Annotated in this window: 27 protein-coding genes, 1 other RNA gene and 1 pseudogene; 12 read left to right on the forward strand and 17 right to left on the reverse strand. The window is 66.3% G+C overall.

Translation table 11 applies throughout. The features are described 5' to 3' along the window. Nucleotides 1-125: 125 nt before the first annotated feature. From rnpB to ACN2C8_RS12225, 4 genes are all read right to left on the reverse strand, one after another. Nucleotides 126-520: RNase P RNA component class A (rnpB, locus tag ACN2C8_RS12210), an RNA gene on the reverse strand. Nucleotides 521-681: 161 nt separating this feature from the next. Beyond that, nucleotides 682-1,281, reverse strand: coding sequence for an FMN-binding negative transcriptional regulator (locus ACN2C8_RS12215; RefSeq protein WP_419252036.1), 600 nt, complete (start codon nt 1,279-1,281; stop codon nt 682-684). Then, nucleotides 1,281-2,006: an N-acetylmuramoyl-L-alanine amidase gene (locus ACN2C8_RS12220; protein WP_419252037.1), complete on the reverse strand. Its 726-nt coding sequence runs from the start codon at nt 2,004-2,006 to the stop codon at nt 1,281-1,283. Before ACN2C8_RS12220 ends, ACN2C8_RS12215 begins: the two co-directional genes overlap by 1 nt. Next, nucleotides 2,003-2,896, reverse strand: coding sequence for a DMT family transporter (locus ACN2C8_RS12225; RefSeq protein WP_419252038.1), 894 nt, complete (start codon nt 2,894-2,896; stop codon nt 2,003-2,005). The genes ACN2C8_RS12220 and ACN2C8_RS12225 overlap by 4 nt, the downstream gene beginning before the upstream one ends. Nucleotides 2,897-3,058: 162 nt before the next feature. On the opposite strand from ACN2C8_RS12225, the gene ACN2C8_RS12230 reads away from it, so the two are divergent. Then, nucleotides 3,059-4,528, forward strand: a complete 1,470-nt coding sequence (locus ACN2C8_RS12230; protein ID WP_419252039.1) for a flavin-containing monooxygenase — start codon at nt 3,059-3,061, stop codon at nt 4,526-4,528. A gap of 76 nt (nt 4,529-4,604) precedes the next feature. Here the strand turns inward: ACN2C8_RS12230 and ACN2C8_RS12235 are convergent, their stop codons facing one another. Beyond that, a complete protein-coding gene (locus ACN2C8_RS12235) occupies nt 4,605-5,468 on the reverse strand; it encodes a DMT family transporter (RefSeq protein WP_419252040.1) in 864 nt (287 codons plus the stop codon). 404 nt (nt 5,469-5,872) lie between these two features. Beyond that, the gene (locus tag ACN2C8_RS12240) at nt 5,873-6,367 is read right to left on the reverse strand and encodes a TetR/AcrR family transcriptional regulator (protein ID WP_419252041.1); all 495 of its coding nucleotides are present in this window, start codon (nt 6,365-6,367) and stop codon (nt 5,873-5,875) included. A 122-nt stretch (nt 6,368-6,489) separates the two neighbouring features. Here ACN2C8_RS12240 and ACN2C8_RS12245 point away from each other — a divergent pair, with 122 nt between their 5' ends. Next, on the forward strand, nt 6,490-6,864 hold the full coding sequence (locus tag ACN2C8_RS12245; RefSeq protein ID WP_419252042.1) for a hypothetical protein: 375 nt from the start codon (nt 6,490-6,492) through the stop codon (nt 6,862-6,864). A 105-nt stretch (nt 6,865-6,969) separates the two neighbouring features. Here the strand turns inward: ACN2C8_RS12245 and ACN2C8_RS12250 are convergent, their stop codons facing one another. Continuing rightward, nucleotides 6,970-7,623: a DUF3052 domain-containing protein gene (locus ACN2C8_RS12250; protein ID WP_419252043.1), complete on the reverse strand. Its 654-nt coding sequence runs from the start codon at nt 7,621-7,623 to the stop codon at nt 6,970-6,972. Between the two features lie 4 nt (nt 7,624-7,627). Then, nucleotides 7,628-8,452, reverse strand: a complete 825-nt coding sequence (locus ACN2C8_RS12255; RefSeq protein WP_419252044.1) for a crotonase/enoyl-CoA hydratase family protein — start codon at nt 8,450-8,452, stop codon at nt 7,628-7,630. A 394-nt stretch (nt 8,453-8,846) separates the two neighbouring features. Between ACN2C8_RS12255 and ACN2C8_RS12260 the strand changes: the two genes are divergently transcribed. The 3 genes from ACN2C8_RS12260 (at nt 8,847) to ACN2C8_RS12270 (ending at nt 10,866) form a co-directional block, all read left to right on the forward strand. After that, nucleotides 8,847-9,209, forward strand: a complete 363-nt coding sequence (locus ACN2C8_RS12260) for a response regulator (RefSeq protein WP_419252045.1) — start codon at nt 8,847-8,849, stop codon at nt 9,207-9,209. Between the two features lie 57 nt (nt 9,210-9,266). After that, nucleotides 9,267-9,881, forward strand: a complete 615-nt coding sequence (locus tag ACN2C8_RS12265; protein ID WP_419252046.1) for a pyridoxamine 5'-phosphate oxidase family protein — start codon at nt 9,267-9,269, stop codon at nt 9,879-9,881. A 136-nt stretch (nt 9,882-10,017) separates the two neighbouring features. Beyond that, nucleotides 10,018-10,866 (forward strand): universal stress protein, encoded by an 849-nt coding sequence (locus tag ACN2C8_RS12270; protein WP_419252047.1) that lies wholly within the window; start codon nt 10,018-10,020, stop codon nt 10,864-10,866. A gap of 248 nt (nt 10,867-11,114) precedes the next feature. Here ACN2C8_RS12270 and dksA read toward each other — a convergent pair whose 3' ends face one another. Both dksA and ACN2C8_RS12280 read right to left on the reverse strand, forming a co-directional pair. Beyond that, nucleotides 11,115-11,543 (reverse strand): RNA polymerase-binding protein DksA, encoded by a 429-nt coding sequence (gene dksA, locus ACN2C8_RS12275; protein WP_419252048.1) that lies wholly within the window; start codon nt 11,541-11,543, stop codon nt 11,115-11,117. A 234-nt stretch (nt 11,544-11,777) separates the two neighbouring features. After that, a complete protein-coding gene (locus tag ACN2C8_RS12280; protein WP_419252049.1) occupies nt 11,778-12,206 on the reverse strand; it encodes a flagellar assembly protein FliX in 429 nt (142 codons plus the stop codon). A gap of 219 nt (nt 12,207-12,425) precedes the next feature. Here ACN2C8_RS12280 and ACN2C8_RS12285 point away from each other — a divergent pair, with 219 nt between their 5' ends. The 4 genes from ACN2C8_RS12285 (at nt 12,426) to ACN2C8_RS12300 (ending at nt 14,875) form a co-directional block, all read left to right on the forward strand. After that, complete coding sequence (locus ACN2C8_RS12285; protein ID WP_419252050.1) at nt 12,426-13,538, forward strand: flagellar basal body P-ring protein FlgI; 1,113 nt, start codon at nt 12,426-12,428, stop codon at nt 13,536-13,538. Then, entirely contained in the window at nt 13,538-13,861 is a 324-nt protein-coding gene (locus tag ACN2C8_RS12290; RefSeq protein WP_419252051.1) for a rod-binding protein, read from the forward strand. Before ACN2C8_RS12285 ends, ACN2C8_RS12290 begins: the two co-directional genes overlap by 1 nt. Nucleotides 13,862-13,863: 2 nt before the next feature. Continuing rightward, nucleotides 13,864-14,310, forward strand: coding sequence for a flagellar basal body protein (locus tag ACN2C8_RS12295; RefSeq protein ID WP_419252052.1), 447 nt, complete (start codon nt 13,864-13,866; stop codon nt 14,308-14,310). Nucleotides 14,311-14,401: 91 nt separating this feature from the next. Then, nucleotides 14,402-14,875, forward strand: coding sequence for a DUF1203 domain-containing protein (locus ACN2C8_RS12300; RefSeq protein ID WP_419252053.1), 474 nt, complete (start codon nt 14,402-14,404; stop codon nt 14,873-14,875). On the opposite strand, the gene ACN2C8_RS12305 is transcribed toward ACN2C8_RS12300, so the two are convergent. The 3 genes from ACN2C8_RS12305 to ACN2C8_RS12315 all read right to left on the reverse strand — a co-directional run bounded on the left by ACN2C8_RS12305 (nt 14,872) and on the right by ACN2C8_RS12315 (nt 17,801). Continuing rightward, a complete protein-coding gene (locus ACN2C8_RS12305) occupies nt 14,872-15,951 on the reverse strand; it encodes an alkene reductase (RefSeq protein WP_419252054.1) in 1,080 nt (359 codons plus the stop codon). The genes ACN2C8_RS12300 and ACN2C8_RS12305 overlap by 4 nt on opposite strands. Nucleotides 15,952-16,092: 141 nt before the next feature. Next, nucleotides 16,093-17,367: a DUF3422 domain-containing protein gene (locus tag ACN2C8_RS12310; RefSeq protein ID WP_419252055.1), complete on the reverse strand. Its 1,275-nt coding sequence runs from the start codon at nt 17,365-17,367 to the stop codon at nt 16,093-16,095. Nucleotides 17,368-17,633: 266 nt separating this feature from the next. Beyond that, nucleotides 17,634-17,801: a hypothetical protein gene (locus tag ACN2C8_RS12315; protein ID WP_419252056.1), complete on the reverse strand. Its 168-nt coding sequence runs from the start codon at nt 17,799-17,801 to the stop codon at nt 17,634-17,636. Between the two features lie 244 nt (nt 17,802-18,045). Between ACN2C8_RS12315 and uvrA the strand changes: the two genes are divergently transcribed. Together uvrA and ACN2C8_RS12325 are read left to right on the forward strand one after the other, a co-directional pair. Continuing rightward, nucleotides 18,046-20,955, forward strand: coding sequence for an excinuclease ABC subunit UvrA (uvrA, locus tag ACN2C8_RS12320; protein ID WP_419252057.1), 2,910 nt, complete (start codon nt 18,046-18,048; stop codon nt 20,953-20,955). Continuing rightward, nucleotides 20,956-21,042: pseudogene (locus tag ACN2C8_RS12325) on the forward strand (hypothetical protein); the annotation flags it as partial. A 28-nt stretch (nt 21,043-21,070) separates the two neighbouring features. On the opposite strand, the gene ACN2C8_RS12330 reads toward ACN2C8_RS12325, so the two are convergent. Beyond that, on the reverse strand, nt 21,071-21,985 hold the full coding sequence (locus tag ACN2C8_RS12330; protein WP_419252058.1) for a hypothetical protein: 915 nt from the start codon (nt 21,983-21,985) through the stop codon (nt 21,071-21,073). Between the two features lie 175 nt (nt 21,986-22,160). Here ACN2C8_RS12330 and ACN2C8_RS12335 point away from each other — a divergent pair, with 175 nt between their 5' ends. Further along, nucleotides 22,161-22,775, forward strand: coding sequence for a glutathione S-transferase family protein (locus ACN2C8_RS12335; RefSeq protein WP_419252059.1), 615 nt, complete (start codon nt 22,161-22,163; stop codon nt 22,773-22,775). Here ACN2C8_RS12335 and ACN2C8_RS12340 read toward each other — a convergent pair. From ACN2C8_RS12340 to ACN2C8_RS12350, 3 genes are all read right to left on the reverse strand, one after another. Further along, a complete protein-coding gene (locus ACN2C8_RS12340) occupies nt 22,772-23,647 on the reverse strand; it encodes a hypothetical protein (RefSeq protein WP_419252060.1) in 876 nt (291 codons plus the stop codon). The genes ACN2C8_RS12335 and ACN2C8_RS12340 overlap by 4 nt on opposite strands. Continuing rightward, nucleotides 23,648-24,448, reverse strand: coding sequence for a hypothetical protein (locus tag ACN2C8_RS12345; RefSeq protein WP_419252061.1), 801 nt, complete (start codon nt 24,446-24,448; stop codon nt 23,648-23,650). It abuts the gene before it with no gap. Between the two features lie 129 nt (nt 24,449-24,577). Next, nucleotides 24,578-25,528: a hypothetical protein gene (locus ACN2C8_RS12350; protein WP_419252062.1), complete on the reverse strand. Its 951-nt coding sequence runs from the start codon at nt 25,526-25,528 to the stop codon at nt 24,578-24,580. Nucleotides 25,529-25,611 lie beyond the last annotated feature (83 nt).

Consider the following 25,611-nt stretch of genomic DNA (forward strand, 5'->3'; position numbering starts at 1 on the left):
GAACATACACGGAACTGTTAAGTGTTGGGGGCGTTCAAAGGCTTGTCCCACAAGGGGTCAAATTGTCCGATGACGGGGGATAGGGGCGCCTGCCCCCTCCCCGCCACAATCAAGACGGGGAGAGACGGACCAGACGGTCTGTAAGCCGGGTTCTGTGCCACCCTTGCCCCGAAAGGCTAAAGTGCGACGATCATTCCTCTGGACCGCCCATTGCTGGACGGTTCTCGCGACCTACCCGAACCCTACTCAGCCAGTGACGGCCTAGTCGACGCGAGGCCGACGCGGGGTCCCTATTCGGTCTTGCTCCAGGCGGGGCTTGCCATGCCGTCCCTGTCGCCAGGTCCGCGGTGGGCTCTTACCCCACCCTTTCACCCTTCCCGCCCTCGAAAGGGAGGAGGTTTGCTTTCTGTGGCGCTATCCCTGGGATCGCTCCCGGCGGGCGTTACCCGCCGCCTTGTCACCGTGGAGCCCGGACTTTCCTCGGCCCTCTTGCGAAAGCCGCGACCGCCCGACCGTCTGGTCCGGGACGGTGTTTGCCGGTTTGGGGGGGCGAGGTCAATTGGCGATGCCTAAACCCTGTCATCCCGGGCGAAGCGCAGCGGAGACCCGGGACCGCCGGAAACGCATGCGCTTGCCGCGGTCTCGGATCAGCGCGCTGCGCGCTTGTCCGGGATGACAGGCTTAGAGGTCCCGCATCAGCTTCGCGATCGGATGCTCCCCCAGCCCCTTGGCCGCACCCAGCCTATCCGCCTCTCCCTTGTTCTGCGACAGCTTGAAGGTCCCCTCCAGCCGGTCGAGGAACAGCCGCCCGCCGATGATGCCGCGCAGCATGGCCTCGAACTTGCCGGGCGCCATCTTGTGGCGGGTCCACAGGGGCTTGGGCGCCAGCCGCGCTTCTTCCTGTTCCGAGAGACTATCGAGCTGGGCGATCAACTCGGCCTCGTCCAGAACGACGACCGAACCTTCGGCTTCGACGGAGAGATAGTTCCAGGTCGGCACCTGGTCGGCGCTCTCGTACCAGTCGGGGCTGACATAGGCGTCGGGGCCGGTCGACAGCATCACGGCCCGGAAGCCCTGCACCAGATGCGGCGCCAGCACGTTGCCGCGCGACAGGTGGAAGTCGATGACCAGCGCGTCGTGCATGTCGCGCACCACGACCGGCGCCTGGGCGACCATCGGACGGCCGCCGACGCTGGCGGCCAGGGTCACGAACGGATGCGCGCGCAGAAAGGCGAGCAGCGTTTCCCGATCCTCGACCCTGAACAGCTGGGCCGGATGCATCAGTCGCCCGCCCGCAGCAACCCCACCAGCCGGGCGCGGGTCTCGCCATCGGCGATGCCGTCGAAGCGGGTCTGCAGCCAGTGGCGCTGGAAGGCGGAAACGATGGTGGTGGTGTGAGCGTCGTACTTGCCGGTCGGGGCGCAGTCATAGCCCAGGCGGGTCAGGCCGGCCTGAAGCGCGAAGACGCCGGTGCCCTCCTCACCCTCGCCCAGCGGCGCGCCGGGCGACGGGGGCGGCTCGATCCACAGGCCGTGACCGGACTCGGCCAGGCGCTTCCACGGGAACAGCTCGCCCGGATCGATCTTGCGGGCCGGGGCGATGTCGGAATGGCCGAGGATCCGGCTGTCGGAGATCATCCAGCGCGAGCGCACATCGGCCAGCAGGTTGATGACCGAGGAAACTTGCGCGTCGGGAAAGGCGCGATAGCCGAACTCGTGGCCGGGATTGACGATCTCGATGCCGATCGAGGCCGAGTTGATGTCCTTGACGCCTTTCCAGAACGCGGCACCGGCGTGCCAGGCGCGGCGTTCTTCGGCCACCAGCCGGAAGATGCGACCATCCTCCTCGACCACATAGTGGGCCGAGACCTTGGCCTCCGGATCGCGCAGGCGCTCGATCGCGGCCTCGCCGGTTTCCATGCCGGTATAGTGCAGGATGACGCAGTCGGGCACGGCCTTGCGGGCGTCGAAATTGGGCGACGGCGCCTCGATCAGCGGCAGGGTCATTGGACGCGGTTCCGGATAGACATCAGCAGGGGCATCACCTGGTTCTTGCGCAGGGCGATGACCAGAACGCCTAGCAAAGCCAGGGCCGCGCCGACACCCATGCGCAGGTCGAAATGATCATGGGTGATCAGGACGCCCAGGGCGATGGTCATCAGCGGCGTCATCAGGGTCAAGGGCGCGATCAGATTGGCCTCGTACTTCTGGATCAGGCCGTAATAGGCCGTGTGCCCCACGACCGAGACCACCAGGGCCGAGAACACCACCGCCGCCACGAACGGCCAGCCGGCGTTGAGCGCCGCCGGAACAGAGCCGGGCTCGGTCACGGCGCTGATCAGGGCCAGGGGCAGGAACGAGGAGAAGCCGACCCAGGCCTGGAACTGCAAGGGTTTGACGCCTTCCATCTGCTTCATCATCACCGCGCCCAGCGAGCCGGTGAAGGCCGCCGCCGCGATCAGCCACAGACCGGCCGACAGCTCCAGCCCATGCGGGCTCCACATCACCACCACCGCCCCGGCCAGGGTCAGGGCGATGCCCAGGCCGCGCTTCCAGCGGATGCGCTCGCCCAGGATGATCACCGACAGGATGGTCGTGAACGGCACGCCCAGCTGGATGATCACCGAGGCGGCCGACGGCGAGGCGGTCTTGAAGCCCATGAACAGCAGCGCGAAATTGCCCGCCCCCATCAGCAGGGCCACCAGGATCAGCCGCCAGACCGGTCGCGGCGCCGGGAGCAGCCACGGCAGGGTGACCAGCGCCACCAGCGCAAACCGCACCGAGGCATAGGCCAGCGGCGGCACGCCCCAGTGGGACACCACGATCTTGGAGATGATGTTGTTGCCGGCCCAGACCAGACAGATCAGGACCAGCACGCCGAAATCGCGCAGGGACATGCCCCGCAATACGCGCGAGAGCCGACCGTGCGCAATGAAAACCGACGCCGCGCCGCACCGCAGCAGTTGACGCTAGGTTGAAACGGTCGTTTGTTGGTGAACACTGATCAGATATCAAGGCGTCCGGAACAGCCGGACCATCCATCAGGGGCGGAATACGGCATGGCCACCGAGCACTTCGACGTTCTGATTGTGGGCGCGGGCCTGTCGGGCATCGGCGCGGGCTATCACCTGCAGGCCAACTGCCCCGGAAAGACCTATGCGATCCTCGAAGGCCGCGAGGCGATCGGCGGCACCTGGGACCTGTTCCGCTATCCCGGCATCCGCTCCGACAGCGACATGTACACCCTGGGCTATTCGTTCAAGCCATGGCGGCAGGCCAAGGCCATCGCCGACGGCCCCTCGATCCTGAACTATGTGCGCGAGACCGCCGCCGAGTACGGCATCGACCAGAAGATCCGCTACGGCCACCACGTCAAACGCGCCAGCTGGTCTTCTGACACCGCCACCTGGACGGTCGAGGCGCAGCACGAGGGCCAGAGCGTCACCGTCAGCTGCAACTTCCTCTATATGTGCGCCGGCTATTACGACTATGCGGCCGGCTATACGCCCGACTTCGCCGGCGTCGAAAGCTTCGGCGGCAAGATCGTCCATCCGCAGTTCTGGCCCGCCGACCTCGACTATGCCGGCCAGAGCGTGGTGGTGATCGGCAGCGGCGCCACCGCCGTCACCCTGGTGCCGGAAATGGCCAAGACCGCCCGCCACGTGACCATGCTGCAGCGCTCACCCACCTATGTGGTCTCGCGCCCAGCCGAGGACGGCATCGCCAACTGGCTGCGCGCCAAGCTGCCGGCCATGACCGCCTATGGCATCACGCGCTGGAAGAACGTGTTGATGCAGATGCTGTTCTTCAACATTGCCCGCAAGAAGCCCGAAAAGACCAAGGAGAGGCTGATCGAGCTGGTGCGCGGCCATCTGGGCCCCGACTACGACGTCGCCACCCACTTCACCCCCAGCTACAATCCCTGGGACCAGCGCCTGTGCCTGGTGCCCGACGCCGATCTGTTCGACGCCCTCAAGGGCGGCAAGGCCTCGGTGGTCACCGACCATATCGACAGCTTCACGCCGACCGGGCTGAAACTGAAGTCCGGCAAGACCCTCGACGCCGACGTCGTGGTCACCGCCACGGGCCTGCAGATGCAGCTGCTCAGCGGCATGGAACTGGTGATCGACGGCAAGGTAGCCGATCTGTCCAAGGCCATGAGCTACAAGGGCATGATGTTCAGCGACGTGCCAAACCTGGCCTCGGCGTTCGGCTATACCAACGCCTCGTGGACGCTGAAGGCCGACCTGACCAGCGAGTATGTCTGCAAGCTGCTCAACCACATGGACCGCAACAGGCTGGCCTTCTGCGTGCCGCGCCTGGACGAGGCCGGCATGGAGGCCGAGCCCTGGCTGGATTTCTCGTCGGGCTACGTCCAGCGGGCCATGGCCAAGTTCCCCAAGCAGGGCGTCAAGAAGCCGTGGAAGGCCTATCAGAACTACGCCCTCGACCTGATGGCCCTGAAGATGGGCAAGGTGGACGACGGGGCGATGACGTTCGAGAAGAAGTCGGTAAAAACGCCGGCCTGAGCCCTCCGCCTGACAATCAAACCGTCGTCATCCCGGGACTTGTTCCCGGGATGACGGCTGTTAGGTCGGCCATCTTCTAGACAACTCCGGCCTTCCTCTCCCCCATCACCACCGCGAAGCTGCCGGCGACGATCAGCAGGCCGCCGGCGCACAGGGCCACGGTCAGGTGGTCGCCAAACAGCATCACGCCGATGGCGGCGCCCATCAGCGGTTCGATATTGATGAACACCCCGGCGCTGGCGGCGCCGACCCGGGCAGAGCCATACTGCCAGGCCGCCGTGGCCAGCAGGGTCGCCACCACGCCCTGACCGATGATGCTGCCCCAGGCGACGGGGCTGAGGTCCAGCTTGGGCGGGCCGTGCATCAGCAGGGCGATGGGCAGGATGGTCGCCGCCGCCACGATCATCGTCACCGCCGGAATGGCCATCGGCGCCTTCACCTTGGGCGCGCGGCGCATGACGATCAGCCAGGCCAGGAAGATGAACAGCGAGCCCACCGACAGGGCCACGCCCAGGGGCGAGCCCGCGCCGTCCGGCTTGCCGGCGATCAGGGCCGCGCCCAGGGTCGCGGCGATCACGCCCGCCCACGAGGCCCGGCTGACGGTCTCGCCAAAGAACCGGGCGCTGATGGCGATCAGGGCCGGCATGGCGCCGACCAGCAGGGCCGCCAGAGTCACGCTGACATGGGCCAGCCCCTCGAACTGCACCAGGAACGCCACGCCATAGAGCGCCCCGGCCAGCAGCACCACAGGCGAGCGGAACAGAGCCCGCGCCTCGGCGGTCATAAGGGCGAAGGGCGCCGCAACCACCGCCGCCGCAGCGAAGCGCAACAGCACCATGTGGGCGGCGTCAGTTTCGCGCAGGACCAGCTTGCCCAGCGGAAAGCCCAGACCCCAGGAGACCCCGGCCAGGACAAGGGCTAGAAAAGCAAAGCGGTTCATGGCGCTTCCTGCCGCATTCGCCGGGGATTGGCGAGGGCAGACCCTGTCAATTCTGATCGCTTGCGACCGCAGCGCCCTTTCCTCCAGCAGGAGGAACACCATGACCGCGCCGTCCTCCTGTCTGGGCGGAATTCTCTTCAGGCTACGTCCAGCGGGCCATGGCCAAGGTCCTCAAGCAGGGCGTCAGGAAGCCTTGGAAGGCCTACCAGACCTACGCGCTGGATCTGATGGCGCTGAAGCTCGAACGCAGGCGGGTGGACGCGCCAGCCAAAGGGGGCCGGGGCTTTCTAATCGAAAGGGTACGCCCCCCAATTGGCTTGCCTCAGGATTTCAGTCCGGGCGAAGCGATGAGGCGACGCCAGGAGCACACTACCCGATCGACAGGACCCGAGTTCAGCTGAACGTCAAAGACTGCGCAGGAGCAACTGCATCGATCTGTAAGCGTCTGGAACACCGAGCGTTTCCAGCCCAACGGACAAGGCGTAAAGCGCATCTGGCGCGTTGGGATCCTCAATACCTGCCTCGCGACATAGGCCGCCGAGATAGGCAAGTCGGCGGGCATCCATTCGGGCGACGGCCTTTGCCACGTCCGGTGACGCCAGCATCCAGGCTCGCAGGGCAGGTTCCAGCGCAGCGCCGCCATGGGACGGGTCATCAAAGCTGACAGCCATCGTGCAGAGTTGCTCCAACCGAGCCCGGGGCGGAGCTAACGGATCGAGCTGAGCGATGACCCCGTCAAAACCACGCTCCTCCCAGAGAAGGATCAAACGGGCCAGATAATCGGGCAAGTCCCTGAAGTGCCAGTAAAACGACCCCTTCGTCGTGCCGAGGTCGCGCGCGATGGCCTCTGCCTTCAGGCCGCTCGGGCCCGAGCTGGCCAAGGCCCGAAACCCGGCCATGAGCCAGTCTTCCGCCGTAAGACGAGGGCGCGATTTCGGATTCATCCTGAAACCATACGGAGGCGTATTGACAGGCGCAAGAGGTACGATCAAAACCATACGCACCCGTATGGAGAATGCCGATGACCTGGACCCGTCTTGCTGCCGCCCTGATGGCGCTCACCTTTTTCATTCATGTGTTCGGGGGTGGGCCCGAGGTTCACGACCCGCTACAGGCGACGCTGACTGACCCGTTTCTGGCTGCCTTTGCCGCAGTGCTATGGCATATGGTCACCGTGGTTCTGGCGGTGCTGGCCGGCGGCCTGTGGGTTCTGGCCGGGCGGCGTGACCCGGCCCTTGAGGCGATCTTGTCTGCCATCCAGCTTGGCTTTGCGGCACTGTTCATCGTCTATGGCCTGACGCGCCTGGGAACGATTTGGCCGATGAGCCAGTGGATCATCTTCCTGGCCATACCTACCCTGACCCGTTTTGGCCAAAGCCGCAAACGTCCCCACTGACCAGCCCTGAGCCTGATCCCAGGAAACTCCGGCCAGAACGAGGGCGAGTCAGGCGAAACGGCCTACGGCCGCTTCCTGGGGCATTCAGTGAAGCTTGGTAAGGGTTCACACCTCGTCGTCGAAGCCCTCGTCGTCATCCTCGACGGGCTTGCTTGCCGCCAGCGGCCCCGCCTTGCGCTTCACGAACCGCAGGGCGCTGTGGGTCTTGGAGAACGAGCAGACCTTGGTGTCGACCAGGCTATGACCGCGCGCGGCAGCCAGGATCTCGGTGTCCTTCAGCGGCGCGCCCTTGCCCTTCTGGGCCACGATCCAGATCGCGCCCTTGGGACCAAGCCCGCCGATCAGGTCTTCCAGCTGATCGAAATCAGCCAGGTCCTCGACGCCGAGGAACAGCAGATCGATGTTCTCCTCGGCCTCGCCCGGTTCGACGCGGGTTGAGAGCTCCTCAAGGAACTCCTCGTCCTCCACCGCCAGCACCACGACCGTCTGGCCGGGCTTGACCCCAAGCTTGTCCAGGCGGCCCGGCGGATTGAGGATGGCGTACAGCCACTTGTCGGCCTCGCCCGGCTCCAGCTCGAACCGGGTGCCGTCGTTGAGCACCAGATCGTTGCCCTCGACCTTGATGTAGCGCAGGGCGTGGCCCTGAAAGATGCCGCGATGGGCCCCGCGGAAGATCAGCTTGGGAAACTCCCACAGGAGCTTGCCCTCGCAGTCGCCGTCCGACAGATGGCCCCAGACGCCCCGCGCTTCCTTGCCCATGACCTCAGGCGCCCTTGAAGACCGGAGCGCGCTTTTCGAGGATCGCGTCGACGCCTTCCATGTGGTCCTCGGTGTGGTGGGCGATGGCCTGGGCGGCCGCGCTCATCTCCATCAGGGTGTCATAGCTGGCGGTCGTGCCGTGCTTGAGCAGGCTCTTGGCCATGCGCAGGGCATGCGGCGGCTGGGCCGCGATCCGGGTGGCCAGGGCCATGGCCTCGTCCATCAGGGTGTCAGCCGGCACGGCTTTGCTGATCAGGCCCCACTCGGCGGCCTTGGCGGCGTCGATGACATCGCCGGTGAACAGCAGTTCCGCGGCGCGGCTCATGCCGATGGTGCGCGGCATCAGCCAGGCCCCGCCGTCGCCGGGGATCAGGCCCAGCTTCAGGAAGGTGACGCCGAACTTGGCGGTGTCGGTGCCGATGCGGATATCGGTCATGCAGGCCACGTCGCAGCCCAGGCCGATGGCCGCGCCGTTGACGGCGGCGATCGAGGGAACCTCCAGGCCATAGATGGCGCGGACGATGCGGTGGATGTTCTTGCGATAGCCGTCGCGAACCTTGACGCCGTTGCCGCCGAACGCGCCCTCGCGCGCCTTCATCGCCTTGACGTCGCCGCCGGCCGAGAAGGCCCGGCCCGCGCCCGTCAGGATCACGCAGCGAATCTCCTGGTCATCATTGATCGCCTCGCAGGCGGCCGCCACCTGGTCACCGTCGCCGGGCGCGCCCAGGGCGTTCATGGCCTCGGGACGGTTGAGGGTGAGGATGGCGATGTGACCGCGCTTCTCGGTCAGGATGAGCGGAGAGGGAATCAGGGGGGTGTCTTGCGACATGGACGGGCGCTCCTGCGGGCTTTTTTGCCTGCATAGCGCGGATTGGCCCGCCGCGTCGCCTCCAGAGGTTGTTCGAGGATCGCCGAAATCACAATAAAGGCGCTGGCAAACCCCAATTTGGGGGGACCCAGACTTGCCGATCTCAGGCCGCGCGCAGGTTCTATCAAATCAGGACATCACGCAATGGTCGCGGGGCCAAGACCTTGCGCAAATCGCGTCCAAAACCCAAAAATGCAGATTGTTTACATTTGAACCGTCGATCGCACTCTAGTTTCTCTGCGAATCTTGGGCGATTTGATTATGTGAGCATCTGCAACATCACGAAAACGAGACTAGCGTGAGCGTGTATGTCAGCGCTGAAATCATCAAGGGACGAAATATAAGGCAACGGCAAATGACCGTGCACATCAAAGCCCGACATGCCCTGATCATTGAGGACGAGATTTTGATCGCCTTCGAAGTGGAGGCCTTGTTGGCCGAGCAGGGCTTCACCAGCTTCGATATCGCCGACAGCCCGCAAGACGCGCTGGCGATGGCCATGGCCCGCACCCCCGACCTGATCACCGCCGACTACCGCATCATCGGCGGCACGGGCGTGGAAGCGGTGGAGGCCATTCACAAACATCTGGGCGCGATTCCCGTAGTCTATGTCACCGGCAATTCGGAGCTGCTGCTGGGGCGCGCCCCCCCGGTGGTCGGCAAGCCGATATCCCCCCGTCGCCTGGCCGAGGCCTGCGCCCGGGCGTTTTCGTCCTGACACCTTTCAGGCCCGCCCTTGTGTGACTAGGCTCGACCGGCCGTTGCGGAGGGCCAGATGAGCGTGATCGACAGCCTCGAGGCGCTGGAAGCCCTCTATGATATCGCCCCCGTCGCGGCCTCACTGGTCAAGGTGGCGACACAGATCACGCCCCACTATCAGGCGCTGATCGAGGCCTCACCGTTCGTCGCCCTGGCGACCATCGGCCCCGAGGGTCTGGATTGCAGCCCGCGCGGCGACAGGCCTGGCTTTGTGCGCGTGGCTGATCCCCGGACCCTGATCCTGCCCGACCGCCGCGGCAACAACCGCATCGACAGCCTGCGCAATGTGGTCCGTGACCCCAGGGTCGCGCTGCTGTTCCTGATCCCCGGCTCGGGCACCACCTTCCGGGTCAATGGCCGGGCGGTGATCAGCGCCGATCCGGCGCTGCTGGACAGCTTCGCCATCGACGGCAAGGCGCCGCGCACCGTGATGGTGATCACCGTCGAGGAGGCCTATTTCCAGTGCGCCCGCGCCATCGTGCGGTCCGGTCTGTGGAAAGCCGAAAGCCAGGTCGACCCCGCCACGATCCCCTCCCCCGGCGCGATGCTGGCGGCGGTCACGGCCGGCGAGGTCGGCGGCGAGGCCTATGACCGCGAATGGCCCGAGCGGGCGGCCAGGACGATGTGGTGAGGGGCTGGAAGCGGACCCTGGCCGGAGCCCCCTAAGTGGTGGTCCGCCGTTCGTATGCAGCTGGCAGCGTTGACTTAGATCAAAGTCCGAAAACCCCAAGCGTTCACAGTCTACCCACGCTTCGTGGAGACAAATCATGCCGCCGCTGGACATTTTACTTCATCTTGACGCTTACCCCGAAGTGACTTCGACTGAGGCGATTGATCAAGCCGTGCGATTTGTCGCCTCGGTTGGCGGGGTCTTGTCAGCTATCGCGGTCGAGGTGGACATAAAACCTCCAAAGAACCGTCTGGCCAACTATGTGATCGGCCTCAGCGACATGGCGGCGGAAGAGGAGCGAAAGAGCCGCGAGTTCTGCGCGGCGGCGCTCGGAACGTTCACATCAAAGGCTCGCGAATTGGGCGTTTTGGGCGAGGCTATCCACGCAAAAGCTGACCTCTACGCTGTCGCGGCCTATGTTGCTGAGCGGTCTAGGACGCGCGACCTGTGCATCGTACCTGTTGCTTCCCAGTCGGACGGTCAGCGCGCTGTCGTTGAGGCCGTCGCCTTCGGGTCGGGCCGCCCTGTTCTAACCTTCTGCCCGGGAGGCGCGGATCTGCCGCCCAGCAGTCCGGATACCGTCGTGCTTGCCTGGGATGGGAGCCGCACGGCGGCGCGCGCCATGGCCGACGCCATGCCGATCCTTCGGAAAGCGCGTGAGATCACGGTGCTCACCGTGACAAATGACAAAGCGTCCACCGGCTCGGGCTCGGGCCGGGACGTCATGCGGCATCTCGGAGCCCACGGCATAAACGCCGTGGCCGAAGAGATAGACGGGGATGGACGTCGAATAGGGGTCGTGTTCTCGGACTATGTCGCCGCGAACCGTCCCGGGCTTTTCGTCATGGGGGCGTATGGCCATTCGCGGGCAAGGGAGTTTTTCTTGGGCGGAGCGACCGAACACATGCTTCATCATGTTCCGGTCCCCATGCTGCTTTCGCATTAGGGATACGTCGGCTTGGGGCGTGGCATGGAGCGGACGGCAGGCCGGATGCTTGCGGTCCATGCCCAACGAGATCGCGTCGTCCCGTTGATGGTCTCGAGCCTGGCGCCAACCTAGCCAGATGTCTGTCTCGGGTACGGAAGCGGTCCTCGACATCAGCACCGACAGCCACCGGCCCGCTCCCCCCAAACGAAAACGGCCCCAGGCTTTCACCCGAGGCCGCTTCAAAACACATAGGCCGCAAGGGCTCGCTAGTCGTCGCGGTGCACGCGTTCGCGGCGCTCGTGACGTTCCTGGGCTTCCAGGCTCAGCGTCGCCGTGGGGCGAGCTTCAAGCCGGGCCAGGCCGATCGGTTCGCCGGTTTCCTCGCAATAGCCGTAGGAGCCGTCTTCGACGCGGCGCAGGGCCTGGTCGATCTTGGAGATCAGCTTCCGTTGGCGGTCGCGGGTGCGCAGTTCAAGCGCCCGATCAGTTTCCGAAGACGCGCGATCGGCCAGATCGGCGTGATTTTCGGTTTCTTTCTGGAGGTGAGCCACCGTTTCGCGAGATTCGCGAAGGATCTCATCCTTCCATTCGTTCAGCTTGCCCTTGAAATACTCAAGCTGACGCGCATTCATAAATTCTTCACCCTCGGAAGGGCGATAGGTCTTCGTATCGACTAGAACAGTGGCCGTTTGCATTAACGCCTCACGCCCCGATGAACTCAGCCTTGGACAGGCCGGGTGCTTATACCAAAAGAATAGCCGCGTTCAATGAACCTCGCGTGAGTGGCGCGTTCAGGCGCGCTCCACTCGCGCGGCCGGCGGCAAAGCCGGCCTTGGGAATGTCGAGAACCGCGTGAAACCGCGACGCGCAACATCTTGAATTCGCTGACGGCGCAGCCAGGGATATCGTCCGTGGTCGCCAACCGAACATCAGCCGCCCCGCGCCTGTTCGAGCTTGGCTTTTTCCACCGCCGCTCGGGTCTCGATCTCGTTGAGCACGCCCTCAAGCCGGGGATCATCCGTCGAATCGCGCTGCTCGCGGATGGCGCGGGTCAACCGGTCCAAGGTGGCGGTCGAGACATCGCCGTCGAGCAGGGCGATCTTGACCTCACCCAGAATGTCGAGAATGCCGTCGGCGCGCTTGACCGCGCGCTTGCGACGCTCCAGCGGATCGCCCATGGCCTGCAGGGCCAGAAGCGCATCCAGCGAGCCGATCCCGGCCACGCCGCCCGCCTGGGCCACGCTGGCCGCGCCGCTGGCGCCGTTGACCGAAGGCAGTGAAAAGCTGGCGCCGCTTCCCGAAGCCTTGGCCCGCGATGCGCCGCTCGCGCCTACGCTCCCCGTGCTCGAAACCTTCATGGGTAAGCTGCTCCATAGTCCGTGAAGCGAGTCACGTTTCTCGCCACCTCTCCATAATCCAGTCTGGCGCTTGAAGTATGGTTAATGCCGGGCAGATTCTGCCCAAGGGCGCCGTCTGGCCTGCGTCAAAACGCACAAAGCCTTACGACTCAAGCCTTTGAGATTGGCCCGCTTTTGGCATGGGTCGGCATGGGGACGTCTCCCCACGTCAGGATAGCCATGTCGCGTTTACGTCTGCGCACCGCTTTCGCCCTCATCGCCACGGCCTGCGCCCTGGTGGGGGCCCCCGCGTTCGCCAAGTCACGGATCAAGGACATCGTCTCGTTCGAAGGCGTGCGCGACAACCAGCTGATCGGCTATGGCATCGTCGTGGGCCTGAACGGTTCAGGCGACAGCCTGCGCAACGCCCCGATGACCAAGCAGAGCCTCGAGGCCATGCTGGAGCGTCAGGGCGTCAATGTGCGCGACGCCAATCTGAACACCAAGAACGTCGCCTCGGTGATGGTCACCGCCAACCTGCCGGCCTTCGCGGCGCCGGGCGCCAAGGTGGATGTCAGCGTCTCCACCCTGGGCGACGCCAAGAACCTGCTGGGCGGCACCCTGCTGGTCACCAGCCTGCAGGGCGCCGACGGCCAGACCTATGCCGTGGCGCAAGGCAGCGTCCAGACCGGATCGGTTTCGGCCGGCGGGGCTTCGGGCAGCTCGATCTCCAAGGGCGTGCCGACAGCCGGCCGCATCGCCGCCGGCGGTATCATCGAGCGGGAAACCGGCTTCCAGATGGTCAATATGGGCGAACTGCGCATGACCCTGCGCAATCCCGACTTCACCACCTCGCGCCGCATCGCCGATGTCATCAACGGTCAGTTCCCCCGCAGCGCCCAGGCCCAGAACCCGACCATCGTCGCCGTGCGCCCGCCGGCCGGCATGGACATGATCAGCTTCATCACCGCCATCGAGAACCTGCAGGTCGAGCCCGACGGCCCGGCCAAGGTGATCATCGACGAAGTGGCGGGCGTGATCGTCATGGGCGACGATGTTCGCATCAGCCAGGTGGCCATCGCCCAGGGCAATCTGACCATCTCGGTCCAGGAGAGCCCGGCCGTCAGCCAGCCCGCCCCGTTCAGCCAGGGCCAGACCGCCGTGGTTCCGCAATCGGCCGTCAGTGTCGAAGAAGAAAAGGGCAAGAAGCTGATCACGCTGAGCAGCGGCGCTTCGCTCAAAAGCCTGGTCGGCGGCCTCAACGCCCTGGGCGTGACCCCGCGCGACATGATTTCGATCCTGCAGGCGGTGAAGGCCGCCGGGGCCCTGCAAGCCGATATCGAGGTGATGTGATGAGCGCCCTGACCCTGGCCTCCCCGGCGATCACAAACCTGCAGGCCTCGACCACTGCGCCCGCCTCGGGCGCCGAATTGCTCAAGCGCGGCCAGATCAAGGAAACGTCCGAGAAGTTCGAGGCCTCGTTCCTGTCGGTGATGATGCAGTCGATGTTTGCGGGTGTGAAAACCGCCGAGCCGTTTGGCGGTGGCCAGGCGGAAGAGATGTTCAAGTCGCTGCTGACCGAGTCGATGGCCAAGGAAGTCTCCAAGGCCGGCGGCGTCGGCCTGGCCAGCACCGTCCAGCGTGAAATGCTCAAGCTTCAAGGGTTGAAGGACTAGTCATGGCCCTCGCCGCACACGATCCCAACGACCGCGTCGACCAGCTGGTCATCCTGACCGAGCGCCTGACCGACCTGATCGCCAAGGAGGCCACGGCCTTCGAAGCCCGCCGTCCGCAGGACGCGGCCCAGTATGTCGAGGAAACCGCCAAGCTGGCCAATCTCTACCGACACGAGTCGGCGCGGGTGCGGGCCAATATCGCCCTGATCTCAAGCGCCGACGTCGCCCTGCGCCTGCGCCTGATCCGCGCCACCGAGGCCTTCGACGCTGTCCTGGCGCGCCAGGCGCGCGCCCTCAACGCCGCTCGCACCGTGACCGAAGGCCTGGTGAAAGCCGTGGCCGAAGAGATCGCCAACCAGCGCGCGCCCGCCTCGGGCTATGGGGCCGGGGCGCGGATGAACAATCCGGTTTCCAGCGGCACGGCCATCACGCTGAACAAGAAGGCCTGACGGGACACTTCTGACCGCAAGGATCGGGTGGAGCCGTAGGCGGCGGACGGCGCATGACGGCCCCATTGGTTCAGCCCTCTGGAGACGCCCCATGTCCTTCACGATTTCCGGCCTGCCGGTCGAAGACTTCCGCCCCCTGTTCACCCTCGACACCGAAGCCCTGGCCGAGCGCGGGATCATCCGCCGCGTCGCCACCGCCAAGCCGGGCTTTCCCTGCCGCATCGGCCTGCGCGACGCCGAACCGGGCGAGACGGTGCTGCTGCTGAACCACGAGCACCAGCCGGCCGACACGCCCTATCGCTCGTCCTACGCCATCTATGTAAGCGAGGCGGCCGTCGAGACCTGGAGCGGCCGCGACACCATCCCGTCGGCCATGCGTGGCCGCCCCATCGCCCTGCGGGCCTTCAGCGGCGACGGTCTGCTGCTCAGCGCCGAGGTGGCCATGGGCGAGGGTCTTGAACCGGCCGTCGAGCGCCAGCTGGCGACACCCGGCGCGGCCTATGTCCATGCCCACAATGCCGGTCACGGCTGCTTTGTGGCGCGGATAGACCGCGCGGAGCCCTAGCTGGCGACCGCTTCTGCGGCGACCGCGCCCAAGGCCGGATAGTCCGTGTAGCCCTTCTCGTCGGGACCATAGAAGGTCGAAGGAACCCAGGCGTTCAGCTCGGCGCCGATCCGCAGGCGCTCGACCAGGTCGGGATTGGCGATATAGGCCTTGCCGAAGGCGATGGCGTCGTACTGGCCGGCCTGCACCGCCGCATCGGCGGTTTCGCCGGTGAACTTCTCGTTGGCGATATAGACGCCGCCGAACGCCGCCTTCAGCGCCACGCCCAGACTGTCATCGCCCTGATATTCGCGGGCGCACAGGAAGGCGATGCCGCGCTGGCCCAGTTGCCTGGCCACATAGTCGAAGGTCGCGGCCAGGTCTGAATCGCCCATGGCGTGGGCGTCGGCGCGCGGGGCCAGATGGACGCCTACGCGGCCCGGGCCAAACACCGAGATCGCGGCGTCGGTGGCTTCGAGCAGCAAACGGGCGCGGTTCTCGATCGGGCCGCCGTATTCGTCAGTGCGCTGGTTGGAGCTGTCCTGCAGGAACTGGTCGAGCAGATAACCATTGGCGCCATGCAGTTCGACGCCGTCGAAGCCCGCGGCCTTGGCGTTGGCGGCAGCGCGGCGGAAGTCCTCGACCACGCCCTTGACCTCTTCCGTCGTCAGGGCGCGAGGCGTGGGATAGGGCCGCTCGGGGCGCAGCAGGCTGACGTGACCCTTGGCGGCGATGGCCGTGGGGCCGACAGGCGCCTCGCCGTTCAGCAGCGACGGGTCGGAGATCCGGCCCACATGCCAGATCTGCATGAAGATGCGGCCGCCCCTGGCATGCACGGCGCGAGTGACCTGCTTCCAGCCCTCGACCTGCGCCTGCGACCAGATGCCGGGCACGCCGGCATAGCCGACGCCCTGGGGCGAGACCGGCACGCCTTCCGAGATGATCAGGCCGGCGCTGGCGCGCTGGGCGTAGTACTCGGCCATCAGCGCATTGGGGATCTGGGTCGGGCCGGCGCGCAGGCGGGTCAGCGGCGCCATGATCACGCGGTTGGGCAGATCCAGATCGCCGAGGCGCAGCGGGTCGAAAAGCGTGGGCATGAAGGCCATCCTAATCAGGGGTCGCCACGTCGCGGCGGCAGGACTCACAAGTGGCGCGGCAGCGCAGCAAAGCAATCGCCTCGCCCCATAGTTTTCCTCAAATCGTCCCCACCGAAATCTGAAAACGGAGCGCCTTGGCCCCTAGCCGCCAACGATCCGCTTCTTGCGGCGGTGCAGGCCGATGGTCACCGCCGCCAGCGCCAGAGGCACCAGCAGCGACAGAACCGCCTCGGCCGCGCCCGGCAACCCGTGCAGCAACGGCTTGATTAGATAGCCCGCCAAGCCCACGACATAGTAGCTGAGCGCGAATACCGACAGGCCCTCGACGAGGCCTTGCAGCTTGGTCTGCAGGGCAACCCGCTCGTTCATGCTGTGCAGCAGGGCCTGGTTCTGGTGATCCAGGGCCATGCCCAGCTTGGCGCGCAGCAGGTCGCTGACGCGGGCGACCCGCGTCGACAGGTCGTCCAGCCGCCGGTCGGCCGCCTCGCAGGTGCGCATGGCCGGCAGCAGCCGCCGGGCGATGAACTCACTCGTGGTCGAGTGACCCGGGATCCGTTGCTCGCGCAACGCTTCCAGCCGGTCCTGGGTCAAGCGGTGATAGGATTCGGTCGCGCCCCGCCGAAAGTGCGTACTGGCGGTGCGCAGTTCCACTTCGGCCGACAGGCTGAGCAGTTGATCCAGCACAGACTGGCTATCGCCCGCCAGGGCCAGTTCAGCGTTGATCGCCGCCAGCCGCGCCTCGGCCCCATCCAGCCAGGCCAGCAGTTCGCGGGCCGGCGGGAAGCCGATCAGGGCCAGCTTGCGATAGTTGCCGATCTCCAGCAGGGTCTGGACAAGCCGCGACACCTCGTCATGGGCCAGGCCGCGATTATGAACATGGATGCGCCCAGCCCCGCCCGGCCCCGCCCGGAAATCTGTCCAGATCCGGGCCGCGCCATCGAAGACGTCGCAGTTGACACAGCGCGTCAGGTCCATGTGCCCGGCGATCGCCGCCAGGTCGGGCGCGCGGTCGCTGGCCGCCGAGACCGAGATCTCGACGCATCGGAACACCGCCCCCGGCGCGCCCGCCAGCCACGGGAAGGCTGGCCAGCTTTCAGGCTCGAACGCCAGATCGTCCGCCAGCGGCTGATGGTCGAACCCGGTCCAGGTCGAGAACTCCTGGTGGCGCTCCCACAGCCAGCCGCCGTGCGGCGTGGGGACCAGCAGCCGCCCCGCGGCCACGGCCTGCGTCTGGTCTGGATGCAGTAGGGACAGGAAGGTCGCCTCGGCCTCGCGCTCGGCCGGTGTCACCATCATCAGCCATTGGCGTAGGCGGACCGGCGCGCGCTCCAGCGGCAGGGAGCGCAGATGCATCAACTCGCTGAGGGTCACCCGCAGCGGATGGTTTTGGGTCCTATGCTGGTCGGCCTCGATCATGGTGTTCCCCGTCCCGCGTCGCCAGGCCATCACCTCCAGGGCAATTTTACCGGTCCTGTGGAAAGCTAGCCGGGCCTGATGAAGCCATCAGGTCAGAGAGAGCTCTAGCAGCGAGAATCCTGATGTGGCGCTGCACCGCAGCAAAACAACCGGCCTGCCCCGTAATTCTCCTGGGCCTGCCTGCGTCAGAACTGGATGCAACCGGGTCGAACCACCGCCCGCTCGTTCAGCCCAACAGACTTTGAGCAAGCTGGCCGGGACGCGCCCTAGTTCGGCGCGATGGTGTTGAACACATAGATCAGCGAGCCGACGCCGCCGATGAACACCATGAAGTCGACGACCGGATTGCGCGGCTTGACGCCATGTGCGTCGCTGGTCGCCTTGTTGCCCTTCTCCTGTTTGTCAGCCTTTGCGGGCTTGGCGGCCTTGCTCATGATGCGCTCCGTTTCTGGAGCCATTGAGCCAGACACTGCTGAAGATGGCGCTTTCAAAGGCGGTTAAGCTCCGGAAACCAAACTCCGCGCCGTGACACCCTGCTGACACCTACTGTCAGCAGCCGGCGCAGCTTGCGAAGCGCGACGTTTGTTCGCATCTTGTTCTTGTGTTAATTCCCGGATCGAGCCCTACATATAGCCGCTGCGCTGCACCCTCCCTGCAGCCCTACGCGTTCCGGAAAACATGGCTGAACAACTGAACTTCATCCGCGTGCGCGGCGCGCGTGAGCACAATCTGAAGAACGTCAGCGTCGATATCCCGCGCGGCGAGTTGGTGGTGCTGACCGGCCTGTCGGGCTCGGGCAAGAGCTCGCTGGCGTTCGATACGATCTATGCCGAGGGTCAGCGCCGCTACGTCGAGAGCCTGTCAGCCTATGCCCGCCAGTTCCTGGAACTGATGAGCAAGCCGGACGTCGACCTGATCGAGGGCCTGTCGCCGGCCATTTCCATCGAGCAGAAGACCACCTCGCGCAATCCGCGCTCGACCGTCGGCACGGTCACCGAGATCCACGACTATATGCGCCTGCTGTGGGCGCGGGTCGGCACGCCCTACTCGCCCGCCACCGGCCTGCCGATCGAGAGCCAGACCATCAGCCAGATGGTCGACAAGATCACCGTCCTGCCCGAGGGCACGCGTCTCTATCTGCTGGCCCCGGTCGTTCGCGACCGCAAGGGCGAGTACAAAAAGGAGATCGCCGAGTGGCAGAAGGCCGGCTTCCAGCGGCTGAAGATCGACGGCGAGTATTATCCGATCGAGGACGCCCCGGCCCTCGACAAGAAGTTCAAGCACGACATCGACGTGGTCGTGGACCGCATCGTCACCAAGCCCGACATGGAACAGCGCCTGGCTGACTCCATCGAGCAGGCCCTGCGCCTGGCCGACGGTCTGGCCGTGGCCGAATGGGCCACGATCGACGAGGGCGAGAAAGAGCCCAAGCGGCTGCTGTTCTCCGAACGCTTCGCCTGTCCGGTCAGCGGCTTCACCATCGCCGAGATCGAGCCACGCCTGTTCTCGTTCAACAATCCGGCCGGCGCCTGCCCGGCCTGTGACGGCCTGGGCGCCAAGCTGGCCTTCGACGCCGACCGGGTGGTGCCCGACAAGGACAAGGCCCTGCACCAGGGCGCCATCGCGCCCTGGGCCAAGGGCCCCTCGCCGCTCTACACCCAGACCCTGCAGGCCCTGGCCCGCCACTACGGCTTCTCGATGGACGAGCCCTGGCACAAGCTGGCCCAGAGCGCCCGCGATGTGGTGCTGCACGGTTCGGGCGGCACGAAGATCAAGTTCATCTATGACGACAACGCCCGCAAATACGAGGTCGAGAAGCCCTTCGAGGGGGTGATGCCCAACCTCGAACGCCGCTGGCGCGAGACCGACAGCGCCTGGGTGCGCGAGGAACTGGGCCGTTACCAGTCCGACACCCCTTGCGAGGTCTGCCACGGCAAGCGCCTGAAGCCCGAGGCCCTGGCGGTCAAGATCGCCGGCATGGATATCGCGGCCGTCTCGATGCTCGCCATCCGTCCGGCCAAGGAGTGGTTTGCCGGCCTGGAGGCCCAGTTCAGCGACAAACAGATGGAGATCGCCCGCCGGATCCTGAAGGAGATCAATGATCGCCTGCGGTTCCTGGTCGATGTGGGTCTGGACTATCTGAACCTGTCACGCGGCTCGGGCACCCTGTCGGGCGGCGAGAGCCAGCGCATCCGTCTGGCCAGCCAGATCGGCTCGGGCCTGACCGGCGTGCTCTACGTGCTGGACGAGCCGTCGATCGGCCTGCACCAGCGCGACAATACCCGCCTGCTCCAATCCCTGCAGGGCCTGCGCGATCTTGGCAATTCGGTGCTGGTCGTGGAACATGACGAGGAGGCCATCCTCACCGCCGACTATGTGATCGACATGGGTCCGGCCGCCGGCGTGCACGGCGGCGAGATCGTCGCCGAGGGCAAGCCGGCCGACATCATGGCCAATCCCAACAGCATCACCGGCCAATACCTGACCGGCGCCCGCGAGATCGAGGTTCCGCAAGAGCGCCGGCCGATCAACAGGAAGAAGATGCTGCGCGTCATCGGCGCCACCGGCAACAACCTCAAGGGCGTGACCGGCGAGATCCCGGTCGGCACCTTCACCTGCATCACCGGCGTTTCCGGCGGCGGCAAGTCGACCTTCACGATCGAGACCCTCTACAAGGCCGCCGCCCGGCGCCTGAACAATGCGTCGGAGGCCCCGGCCCAGCACGAACGCATCGAGGGGCTGGAGAATTTCGACAAGGTCATCGACATCGACCAGTCGCCCATCGGCCGCACCCCGCGCTCGAACCCTGCGACCTATACCGGGGCGTTCGGCCCGATCCGCGACTGGTTCGCCCAACTGCCGGAAAGCAAGGCGCGCGGCTATGGCCCCGGCCGCTTCAGCTTCAACGTCAAGGGCGGCCGCTGCGAGGCCTGCCAGGGCGATGGCCTGATCAAGATCGAGATGCACTTCCTGCCCGACGTCTACGTCACCTGCGATATCTGCAAGGGCAAGCGCTACAACCGCGAAACCCTCGACATCCTGTTCAAGGGCAAGACCATCGCCGACATCCTGGACATGACCGTCGAGGAGTCCGCTGACTTCTTCAAGGCCGTGCCGCCGATCCGCGACAAGATGGAAACGCTGAAGCGCGTGGGCCTGACCTATATCAAGGTCGGCCAGTCGGCGACGACGCTCTCTGGGGGTGAAGCCCAGCGGGTCAAGCTGTCCAAGGAGCTCTCCAAGCGCGCCACCGGCCGCACGCTTTACATCCTCGACGAGCCGACCACCGGCCTGCACTTCGAGGACACCAAGAAGCTGCTGGAAGTGCTGCATGAGCTGGTCGACCAGGGCAATACCGTGGTCGTCATCGAGCATAACCTGGACGTCGTGAAGACCGCCGACTGGCTGCTGGACTTCGGTCCCGAAGGCGGCGACGGCGGCGGCGAGATCGTCGCCGTCGGCTCGCCCCAGGACGTGGCCAAGGTCGAGGCGTCGTGGACCGGGCGCTATCTGAAGGACGTGCTGGACCGCCACGAGGTGCGTCGCAAGGCGCGGGTGGCGGAGCTGAAGAAGACTAAGCGGGCTTAACGCTCAAACTGTTGTCATCCCGGCCGCAGCGAAGCGGAGAGCCGGGACCCAGGGGCAACCGCAGTGCGCCGGCCCCTGGGTCCCGGATAGCGCTACGCGCTTCCGGGATGACAAGCTATTGTTCGGAAGCCGGCTCCGCCCCGCCCGCCTTGAGGATCCGATAGATCTCCGGGGCCGGCGAGAAGATGATCAGCGAGGTCAACACCGAGATCACGCCCGCAAAGACCGCTCGCGCTAGGCCGATCGGGGTGAAGAAGGTCTCCAGCGAGCTCATGTCCGGTTCGAACAGGCCGCTCAGGCCGCTGATGCCACCCGAGGCGATCACGCCCACAGCCGCCACGATGGTCATGATCAGCAGATAGACGATCACCGCCATCACGATCGCCAGCACATAGGCGCCCAGCATCGCGCCGACATGCCCCTTGGTCATGGCCCACGAAGCCCGGATGGCGATGCGGCCGGTGTCAAAGGTCATGGTCGAGGCAAAGGACAGCCGCACGACGAAATAGATCATCAGGCAGGCCACGCCGACGAAGCCGATCAGGCCCGTCAGCGCCGCGATAGCGCCGCCGCCCGCCGCCACGCCGATCCCCACCAGGATGGCCGACAGCAGGATGGCCGTGACATAGACCGCCAGAATGATCAGGTTCACCAGGATCAGGGTCCCGGCCTGCCGCAGTTCTTCCGCGCCAAAGCGCAGATAGGCCGAGCGGCTGTCGGCCGGCTGCAGGACCATGCGGTTTACCGCCGCCAGCATCACCGAATAGAGCGCCAGGCTGTAGATCAGCGACACGCCCATCAGCGGCGCCAGTCCGCCCATGACCGCCAGCATCTCCTCGGGAGAGGCGTTGTTGTCGGCGCTAAGCGCCATAAATGCGTTCAGCTGCGGACCGGCGACCTTGATGGTCAGGGAGCTGGTCAGCAGAGACAGCACCGTCATCAGCACCGCCCACACCGCAATGGTCCGAGGATGCTCCCGCACGAGCCGGAAGCCGACGAAGGCTGCGTCGGAGGCGGAGAACTTGGACATGCGGCCCTCGGGGACGGAACGAGACAAGCGCTACGCGTAACAAGGTTTGCGGCGTTTCGACAGGGCGCGGACGCCGAAATCGACCTGAGCGCGAATGCCGCTTGCCCCACGCGCGCCCGCAACTCTAACATCTGTTTGAAAGTGGCCGTCAGCGTCGCTCATCCGGGAGGTCGATATGAAGCTCTATGGCGAAGCCAACCCCGCGCCCAATCCGCGCCGGGTGCGCATCTTCCTGGCCGAGAAGGGCGTCGACCTGCCGGAAATCCGCATCGGCATGCGCCAAGGCGGTCACAAGTCGCCCGAGCACAGGGCCCGCAACAGCCTGGGTCAGGTCCCCACGCTCGAACTGGACGACGGGACGATGATCAGCGAGAGCGTCGCGATCTGCCGCTATCTTGAGGCTTTGCATCCGCAGCCGCCGATGTTCGGCGCCACGGCTCTGGAGCAGGCCCAGATCGACATGTGGGTGCGGCGGATCGAGTTTCAGCTGCTGATCCCGGTCGGCATGTTCTGGCGCCACGCCCATCCGCTGACCGCCGCCCTGCTGACCCAGCACAAGGACTTCGGCGAATCCAACCGCGAGACCGTGGCCCGGGCCATGAAGTGGCTGGATCGCGAGCTGGCCGACGGCCGCGCCTTCATCGCCGGCGAGACCTATTCGATCGCCGACATCGTGGCCCAGACCACGATCGACTTCGCCAGCTTCATCGGCCTGGAGGCGCCGGAGGATACGCCGCACCTGGGCGCGTGGCGCGAACGGGTGGGCGCGAGGGCGAGCGCGGCGGCCTAAACCTCGCCCGCCGTCAGCTGCCGCAGGGCGGCGGCGGGGGCCGAGGTGACGATCACCGCCTGCAGGGTCAGGAACACCGGGGCCAGCAGCAGATTGGCCAGCAGGGCCAGGATCAGGCGCGGATGGCTGGCCGCCGCGCCCCCGGCGATGGGGTCTTCAAGCCCCCCGGCGATCACCGCGCCGACGATGCTGGAGACGGTGGCGCCCAGGATCGAGACGATCACGCACAGCACGATGACGATGACGATGGTCGCCAGCAGCCGCCAGAACTGGCCGTGGGTGACCAGCCACGCCGCGCGCGGGTCGATATGGCCGCTCATGAAGGCGTGCGGGGCCAGAAGCGACAGACGCACCGCCACCCAGGTCGACAGGCCCACCACGGTCAGACCGCCCAGGAACGTGAACCACCCGGCCACCGGTGTGTCGGCCAAAAGCGCCGCGCCCAGGGCCAGGACGCCGCCGGGGATGATCGTCACCATCAGGGCGGCCGCCCAGCTGATGATCGACACGCCGAGCAGCCGCAGCTCCTCGCGACCCAGGCGCAGATAGGCAAACCGCTTGTCATCAGGATGCAGCACCGAGCGCATGATCGCCGCCGACAGGATCGCGCCCAGCACCAGGGCCAGCATGATCAGCAGCACCATCACCCCGCCCAGTCGCGAGACGAAATCAAGGATCTCGCGCGGATCGGCCGAGGACTGCCGCACGGACAGGTTCATGCGGTCCTGTTCGCTGAGCACGATCTTGGCCAGCAGGCCCAGCAGCGGCAGCATCACCAGCGAGAACCCGGCCCAGGCCAGCACCACGACAGGGTGGCGGCGCATGGTCCGCAGGCCTTCGAGGGCGGCGTCGACGGGCGAAAGCGCGTTCATCTAGACTTCCTGCGAGGGCGACGCGGCCGGGCCATGGCGGCGTCGATAAACGTGAACGAGCGCCCCGGTCCAGACCGGGGCCAGATAGACATAGCCGAAGACCGCGCCCAGCGCCGCCAGCACGCCGTCAAGGCCTGGACCGGCCCAGCGTCCGACCAGGTTGAAAGCCGCCAGCAGGGCTGCGACCGGTGCGGCCAGCAGAACGCCGGCCACCAGCACCTGTGGGGTGACGCCGCGGGTCAGCGGAAAGGCGCTCAGCACGCGCACGCCCGACTGGTCGACCGAGGCCGCAGCCGCCAGGGACAGGCGCAAAGCCAGCCAGAGCAGCACGGCCAGACCCAGCAGCGGCGCGGCGCCGGCGACGATGGTTCCGGGCCCCGAACCGGCCAGGGCGTCGCGCCAGGCCTGAGACGAGGTCGCGTCAAAGCCCGGCGCATTGGCCCGCGCCACGCCCAGCGCGATGGCGCCAACCACCAGGATCAGCACGGTCGCCACCACGAACAGGAACACCGCGATCAGGGCCTGAACGCCCAGCAGCCGCCACTCGTCCAGTCCCCAGCGCAGGCCAGCCAGACCAGCGGACTTGCCAAAGGCGTGGCGATAGAGCGCCCCGCAGGCCACGGCCACGGCGATGATCTCGGCCAGCAGCGCCAGACCGCTGACGGACGGCGGCAGGGCGCGGGTCAGAACGCTGATCACGACGGCGGTCAGCAGAGCGGCCCAGCAGGCGCGAACCGACGGACCCAGGCCCGCCACCCCCGCCCGAACGGTCGCCCCGATCGCGACCGATCCATCCGTCATCGCACGCCCCTGTCAAACTACCCCGCCCGAGTCGCGCGGAGGGATCTGTTTACGATGCGCCGCGCCGGATTGCGACGCGTCGCGCTCACGCTCGGACGGATTTCCGCCGGACGTGGCGCCCGCGCCGCGTTACGCGTCCCGCTGCAGGCTGAGATCCCTGTAGGCGGCCGCCCACGGCGCGCAGAACAGGGCCACCAGACAGGACCCGATCAGGGTCGAGACCAGGCCCACCACGGCCAGCCACGGCCAGACGCGGCGCAGCAGATCGAGCGGTGGCTGGGCCAGGAACGCCTGCACGGCCGCAGGATCGTTGAGCCAGACCGGCGGTCCGCCCGCCGCGAACATCGCGCCCAGCACCACGCCGGCCACGATCAACTCCAGGACGAACACCATCAGCAGGCTCAGCACAGCAACGCCGAGCAGCCGCCAGGCCGAACCGCGCGTCAGCGACCACGACTCGAACAGCCGAAACTGACGGTCGGCAAAGGTCATGGGCGCGGCCATGGACAGGCGAAGGCCCAGCCACACCAGCACCCCAACCGCGACCAGGCCCAGCCCGACAGCCGTGAGAATACCCGCCGCCGCGCCCTGCCCCTGCGCTCCACTGGCCAGACCGACGATGAACGCCGGCAGCACCACGCCCAGGGCGGCAATCACCGCGACGATATAGGCCAACACGCTGACCACCAGGAACAGCAGGGTCAGCCACAGTTCCTGCGCGCCCAGCCGCAGGAAGGCGCCGCGCGACTGGCCAGGCTCCAGCACGGCGCGGAACACCGCCGAGCAGATCAGGGCCTTGATGAAGGTGCTCCACAGCCAGCCGCCAATCTGCAGCAGCATCATGCCCGACTGCAGCTGCATCATCTGACGCATGGCGTCCTGGTCGATCGGCCCGTCCTTGGGCGGCATCATGGCCGCGAAGGTCTTGAGGAGCTCGGGTCCCATCAGCGGGATCAGCGCCAGCAACGGCGCCAGCGACAGGACCAGCATCACAACGCCCCAGGTCAGGACCGCTCCCGGATGGCGTGAAATCACGCCAAAGCCCGCGAACGCCGAACCCGCTACCGAGATCTTGGCCATCTGCTTCCCCCGCGCCCGCCCGCGCTGAACGCGCCGAACTTCCGTGAGCCTACACTCAGGTTTCGTTCGGCGACAGCCGGGGG

Origin of the sequence: Caulobacter sp. ErkDOM-C (genome assembly GCF_048541825.1) — a bacterium.
GTDB lineage: Bacteria > Pseudomonadota > Alphaproteobacteria > Caulobacterales > Caulobacteraceae > Caulobacter.

What these genes read in the sequence shown, in the direction of transcription:
- ACN2C8_RS12215 (WP_419252036.1), bottom strand. Translation starts at nt 1,281, where the DNA reads ATGCATCCGGCCCAGCTGTTCAGGGTCGAGGATCGGGAAACGCTGCTC.
- ACN2C8_RS12220 (WP_419252037.1), bottom strand. Translation starts at nt 2,006, where the DNA reads ATGACCCTGCCGCTGATCGAGGCGCCGTCGCCCAATTTCGACGCCCGC.
- ACN2C8_RS12225 (WP_419252038.1), bottom strand. Translation starts at nt 2,896, where the DNA reads ATGTCCCTGCGCGATTTCGGCGTGCTGGTCCTGATCTGTCTGGTCTGG.
- ACN2C8_RS12230 (WP_419252039.1), top strand. Translation starts at nt 3,059, where the DNA reads ATGGCCACCGAGCACTTCGACGTTCTGATTGTGGGCGCGGGCCTGTCG.
- ACN2C8_RS12235 (WP_419252040.1), bottom strand. Translation starts at nt 5,468, where the DNA reads ATGAACCGCTTTGCTTTTCTAGCCCTTGTCCTGGCCGGGGTCTCCTGG.
- ACN2C8_RS12240 (WP_419252041.1), bottom strand. Translation starts at nt 6,367, where the DNA reads ATGGCCGGGTTTCGGGCCTTGGCCAGCTCGGGCCCGAGCGGCCTGAAG.
- ACN2C8_RS12245 (WP_419252042.1), top strand. Translation starts at nt 6,490, where the DNA reads ATGACCTGGACCCGTCTTGCTGCCGCCCTGATGGCGCTCACCTTTTTC.
- ACN2C8_RS12250 (WP_419252043.1), bottom strand. Translation starts at nt 7,623, where the DNA reads ATGGGCAAGGAAGCGCGGGGCGTCTGGGGCCATCTGTCGGACGGCGAC.
- ACN2C8_RS12255 (WP_419252044.1), bottom strand. Translation starts at nt 8,452, where the DNA reads ATGTCGCAAGACACCCCCCTGATTCCCTCTCCGCTCATCCTGACCGAG.
- ACN2C8_RS12260 (WP_419252045.1), top strand. Translation starts at nt 8,847, where the DNA reads ATGACCGTGCACATCAAAGCCCGACATGCCCTGATCATTGAGGACGAG.
- ACN2C8_RS12265 (WP_419252046.1), top strand. Translation starts at nt 9,267, where the DNA reads ATGAGCGTGATCGACAGCCTCGAGGCGCTGGAAGCCCTCTATGATATC.
- ACN2C8_RS12270 (WP_419252047.1), top strand. Translation starts at nt 10,018, where the DNA reads ATGCCGCCGCTGGACATTTTACTTCATCTTGACGCTTACCCCGAAGTG.
- dksA (WP_419252048.1), bottom strand. Translation starts at nt 11,543, where the DNA reads ATGCAAACGGCCACTGTTCTAGTCGATACGAAGACCTATCGCCCTTCC.
- ACN2C8_RS12280 (WP_419252049.1), bottom strand. Translation starts at nt 12,206, where the DNA reads ATGAAGGTTTCGAGCACGGGGAGCGTAGGCGCGAGCGGCGCATCGCGG.
- ACN2C8_RS12285 (WP_419252050.1), top strand. Translation starts at nt 12,426, where the DNA reads ATGTCGCGTTTACGTCTGCGCACCGCTTTCGCCCTCATCGCCACGGCC.
- ACN2C8_RS12290 (WP_419252051.1), top strand. Translation starts at nt 13,538, where the DNA reads ATGAGCGCCCTGACCCTGGCCTCCCCGGCGATCACAAACCTGCAGGCC.
- ACN2C8_RS12295 (WP_419252052.1), top strand. Translation starts at nt 13,864, where the DNA reads ATGGCCCTCGCCGCACACGATCCCAACGACCGCGTCGACCAGCTGGTC.
- ACN2C8_RS12300 (WP_419252053.1), top strand. Translation starts at nt 14,402, where the DNA reads ATGTCCTTCACGATTTCCGGCCTGCCGGTCGAAGACTTCCGCCCCCTG.
- ACN2C8_RS12305 (WP_419252054.1), bottom strand. Translation starts at nt 15,951, where the DNA reads ATGCCCACGCTTTTCGACCCGCTGCGCCTCGGCGATCTGGATCTGCCC.
- ACN2C8_RS12310 (WP_419252055.1), bottom strand. Translation starts at nt 17,367, where the DNA reads ATGATCGAGGCCGACCAGCATAGGACCCAAAACCATCCGCTGCGGGTG.
- ACN2C8_RS12315 (WP_419252056.1), bottom strand. Translation starts at nt 17,801, where the DNA reads ATGAGCAAGGCCGCCAAGCCCGCAAAGGCTGACAAACAGGAGAAGGGC.
- uvrA (WP_419252057.1), top strand. Translation starts at nt 18,046, where the DNA reads ATGGCTGAACAACTGAACTTCATCCGCGTGCGCGGCGCGCGTGAGCAC.
- ACN2C8_RS12330 (WP_419252058.1), bottom strand. Translation starts at nt 21,985, where the DNA reads ATGTCCAAGTTCTCCGCCTCCGACGCAGCCTTCGTCGGCTTCCGGCTC.
- ACN2C8_RS12335 (WP_419252059.1), top strand. Translation starts at nt 22,161, where the DNA reads ATGAAGCTCTATGGCGAAGCCAACCCCGCGCCCAATCCGCGCCGGGTG.
- ACN2C8_RS12340 (WP_419252060.1), bottom strand. Translation starts at nt 23,647, where the DNA reads ATGAACGCGCTTTCGCCCGTCGACGCCGCCCTCGAAGGCCTGCGGACC.
- ACN2C8_RS12345 (WP_419252061.1), bottom strand. Translation starts at nt 24,448, where the DNA reads ATGACGGATGGATCGGTCGCGATCGGGGCGACCGTTCGGGCGGGGGTG.
- ACN2C8_RS12350 (WP_419252062.1), bottom strand. Translation starts at nt 25,528, where the DNA reads ATGGCCAAGATCTCGGTAGCGGGTTCGGCGTTCGCGGGCTTTGGCGTG.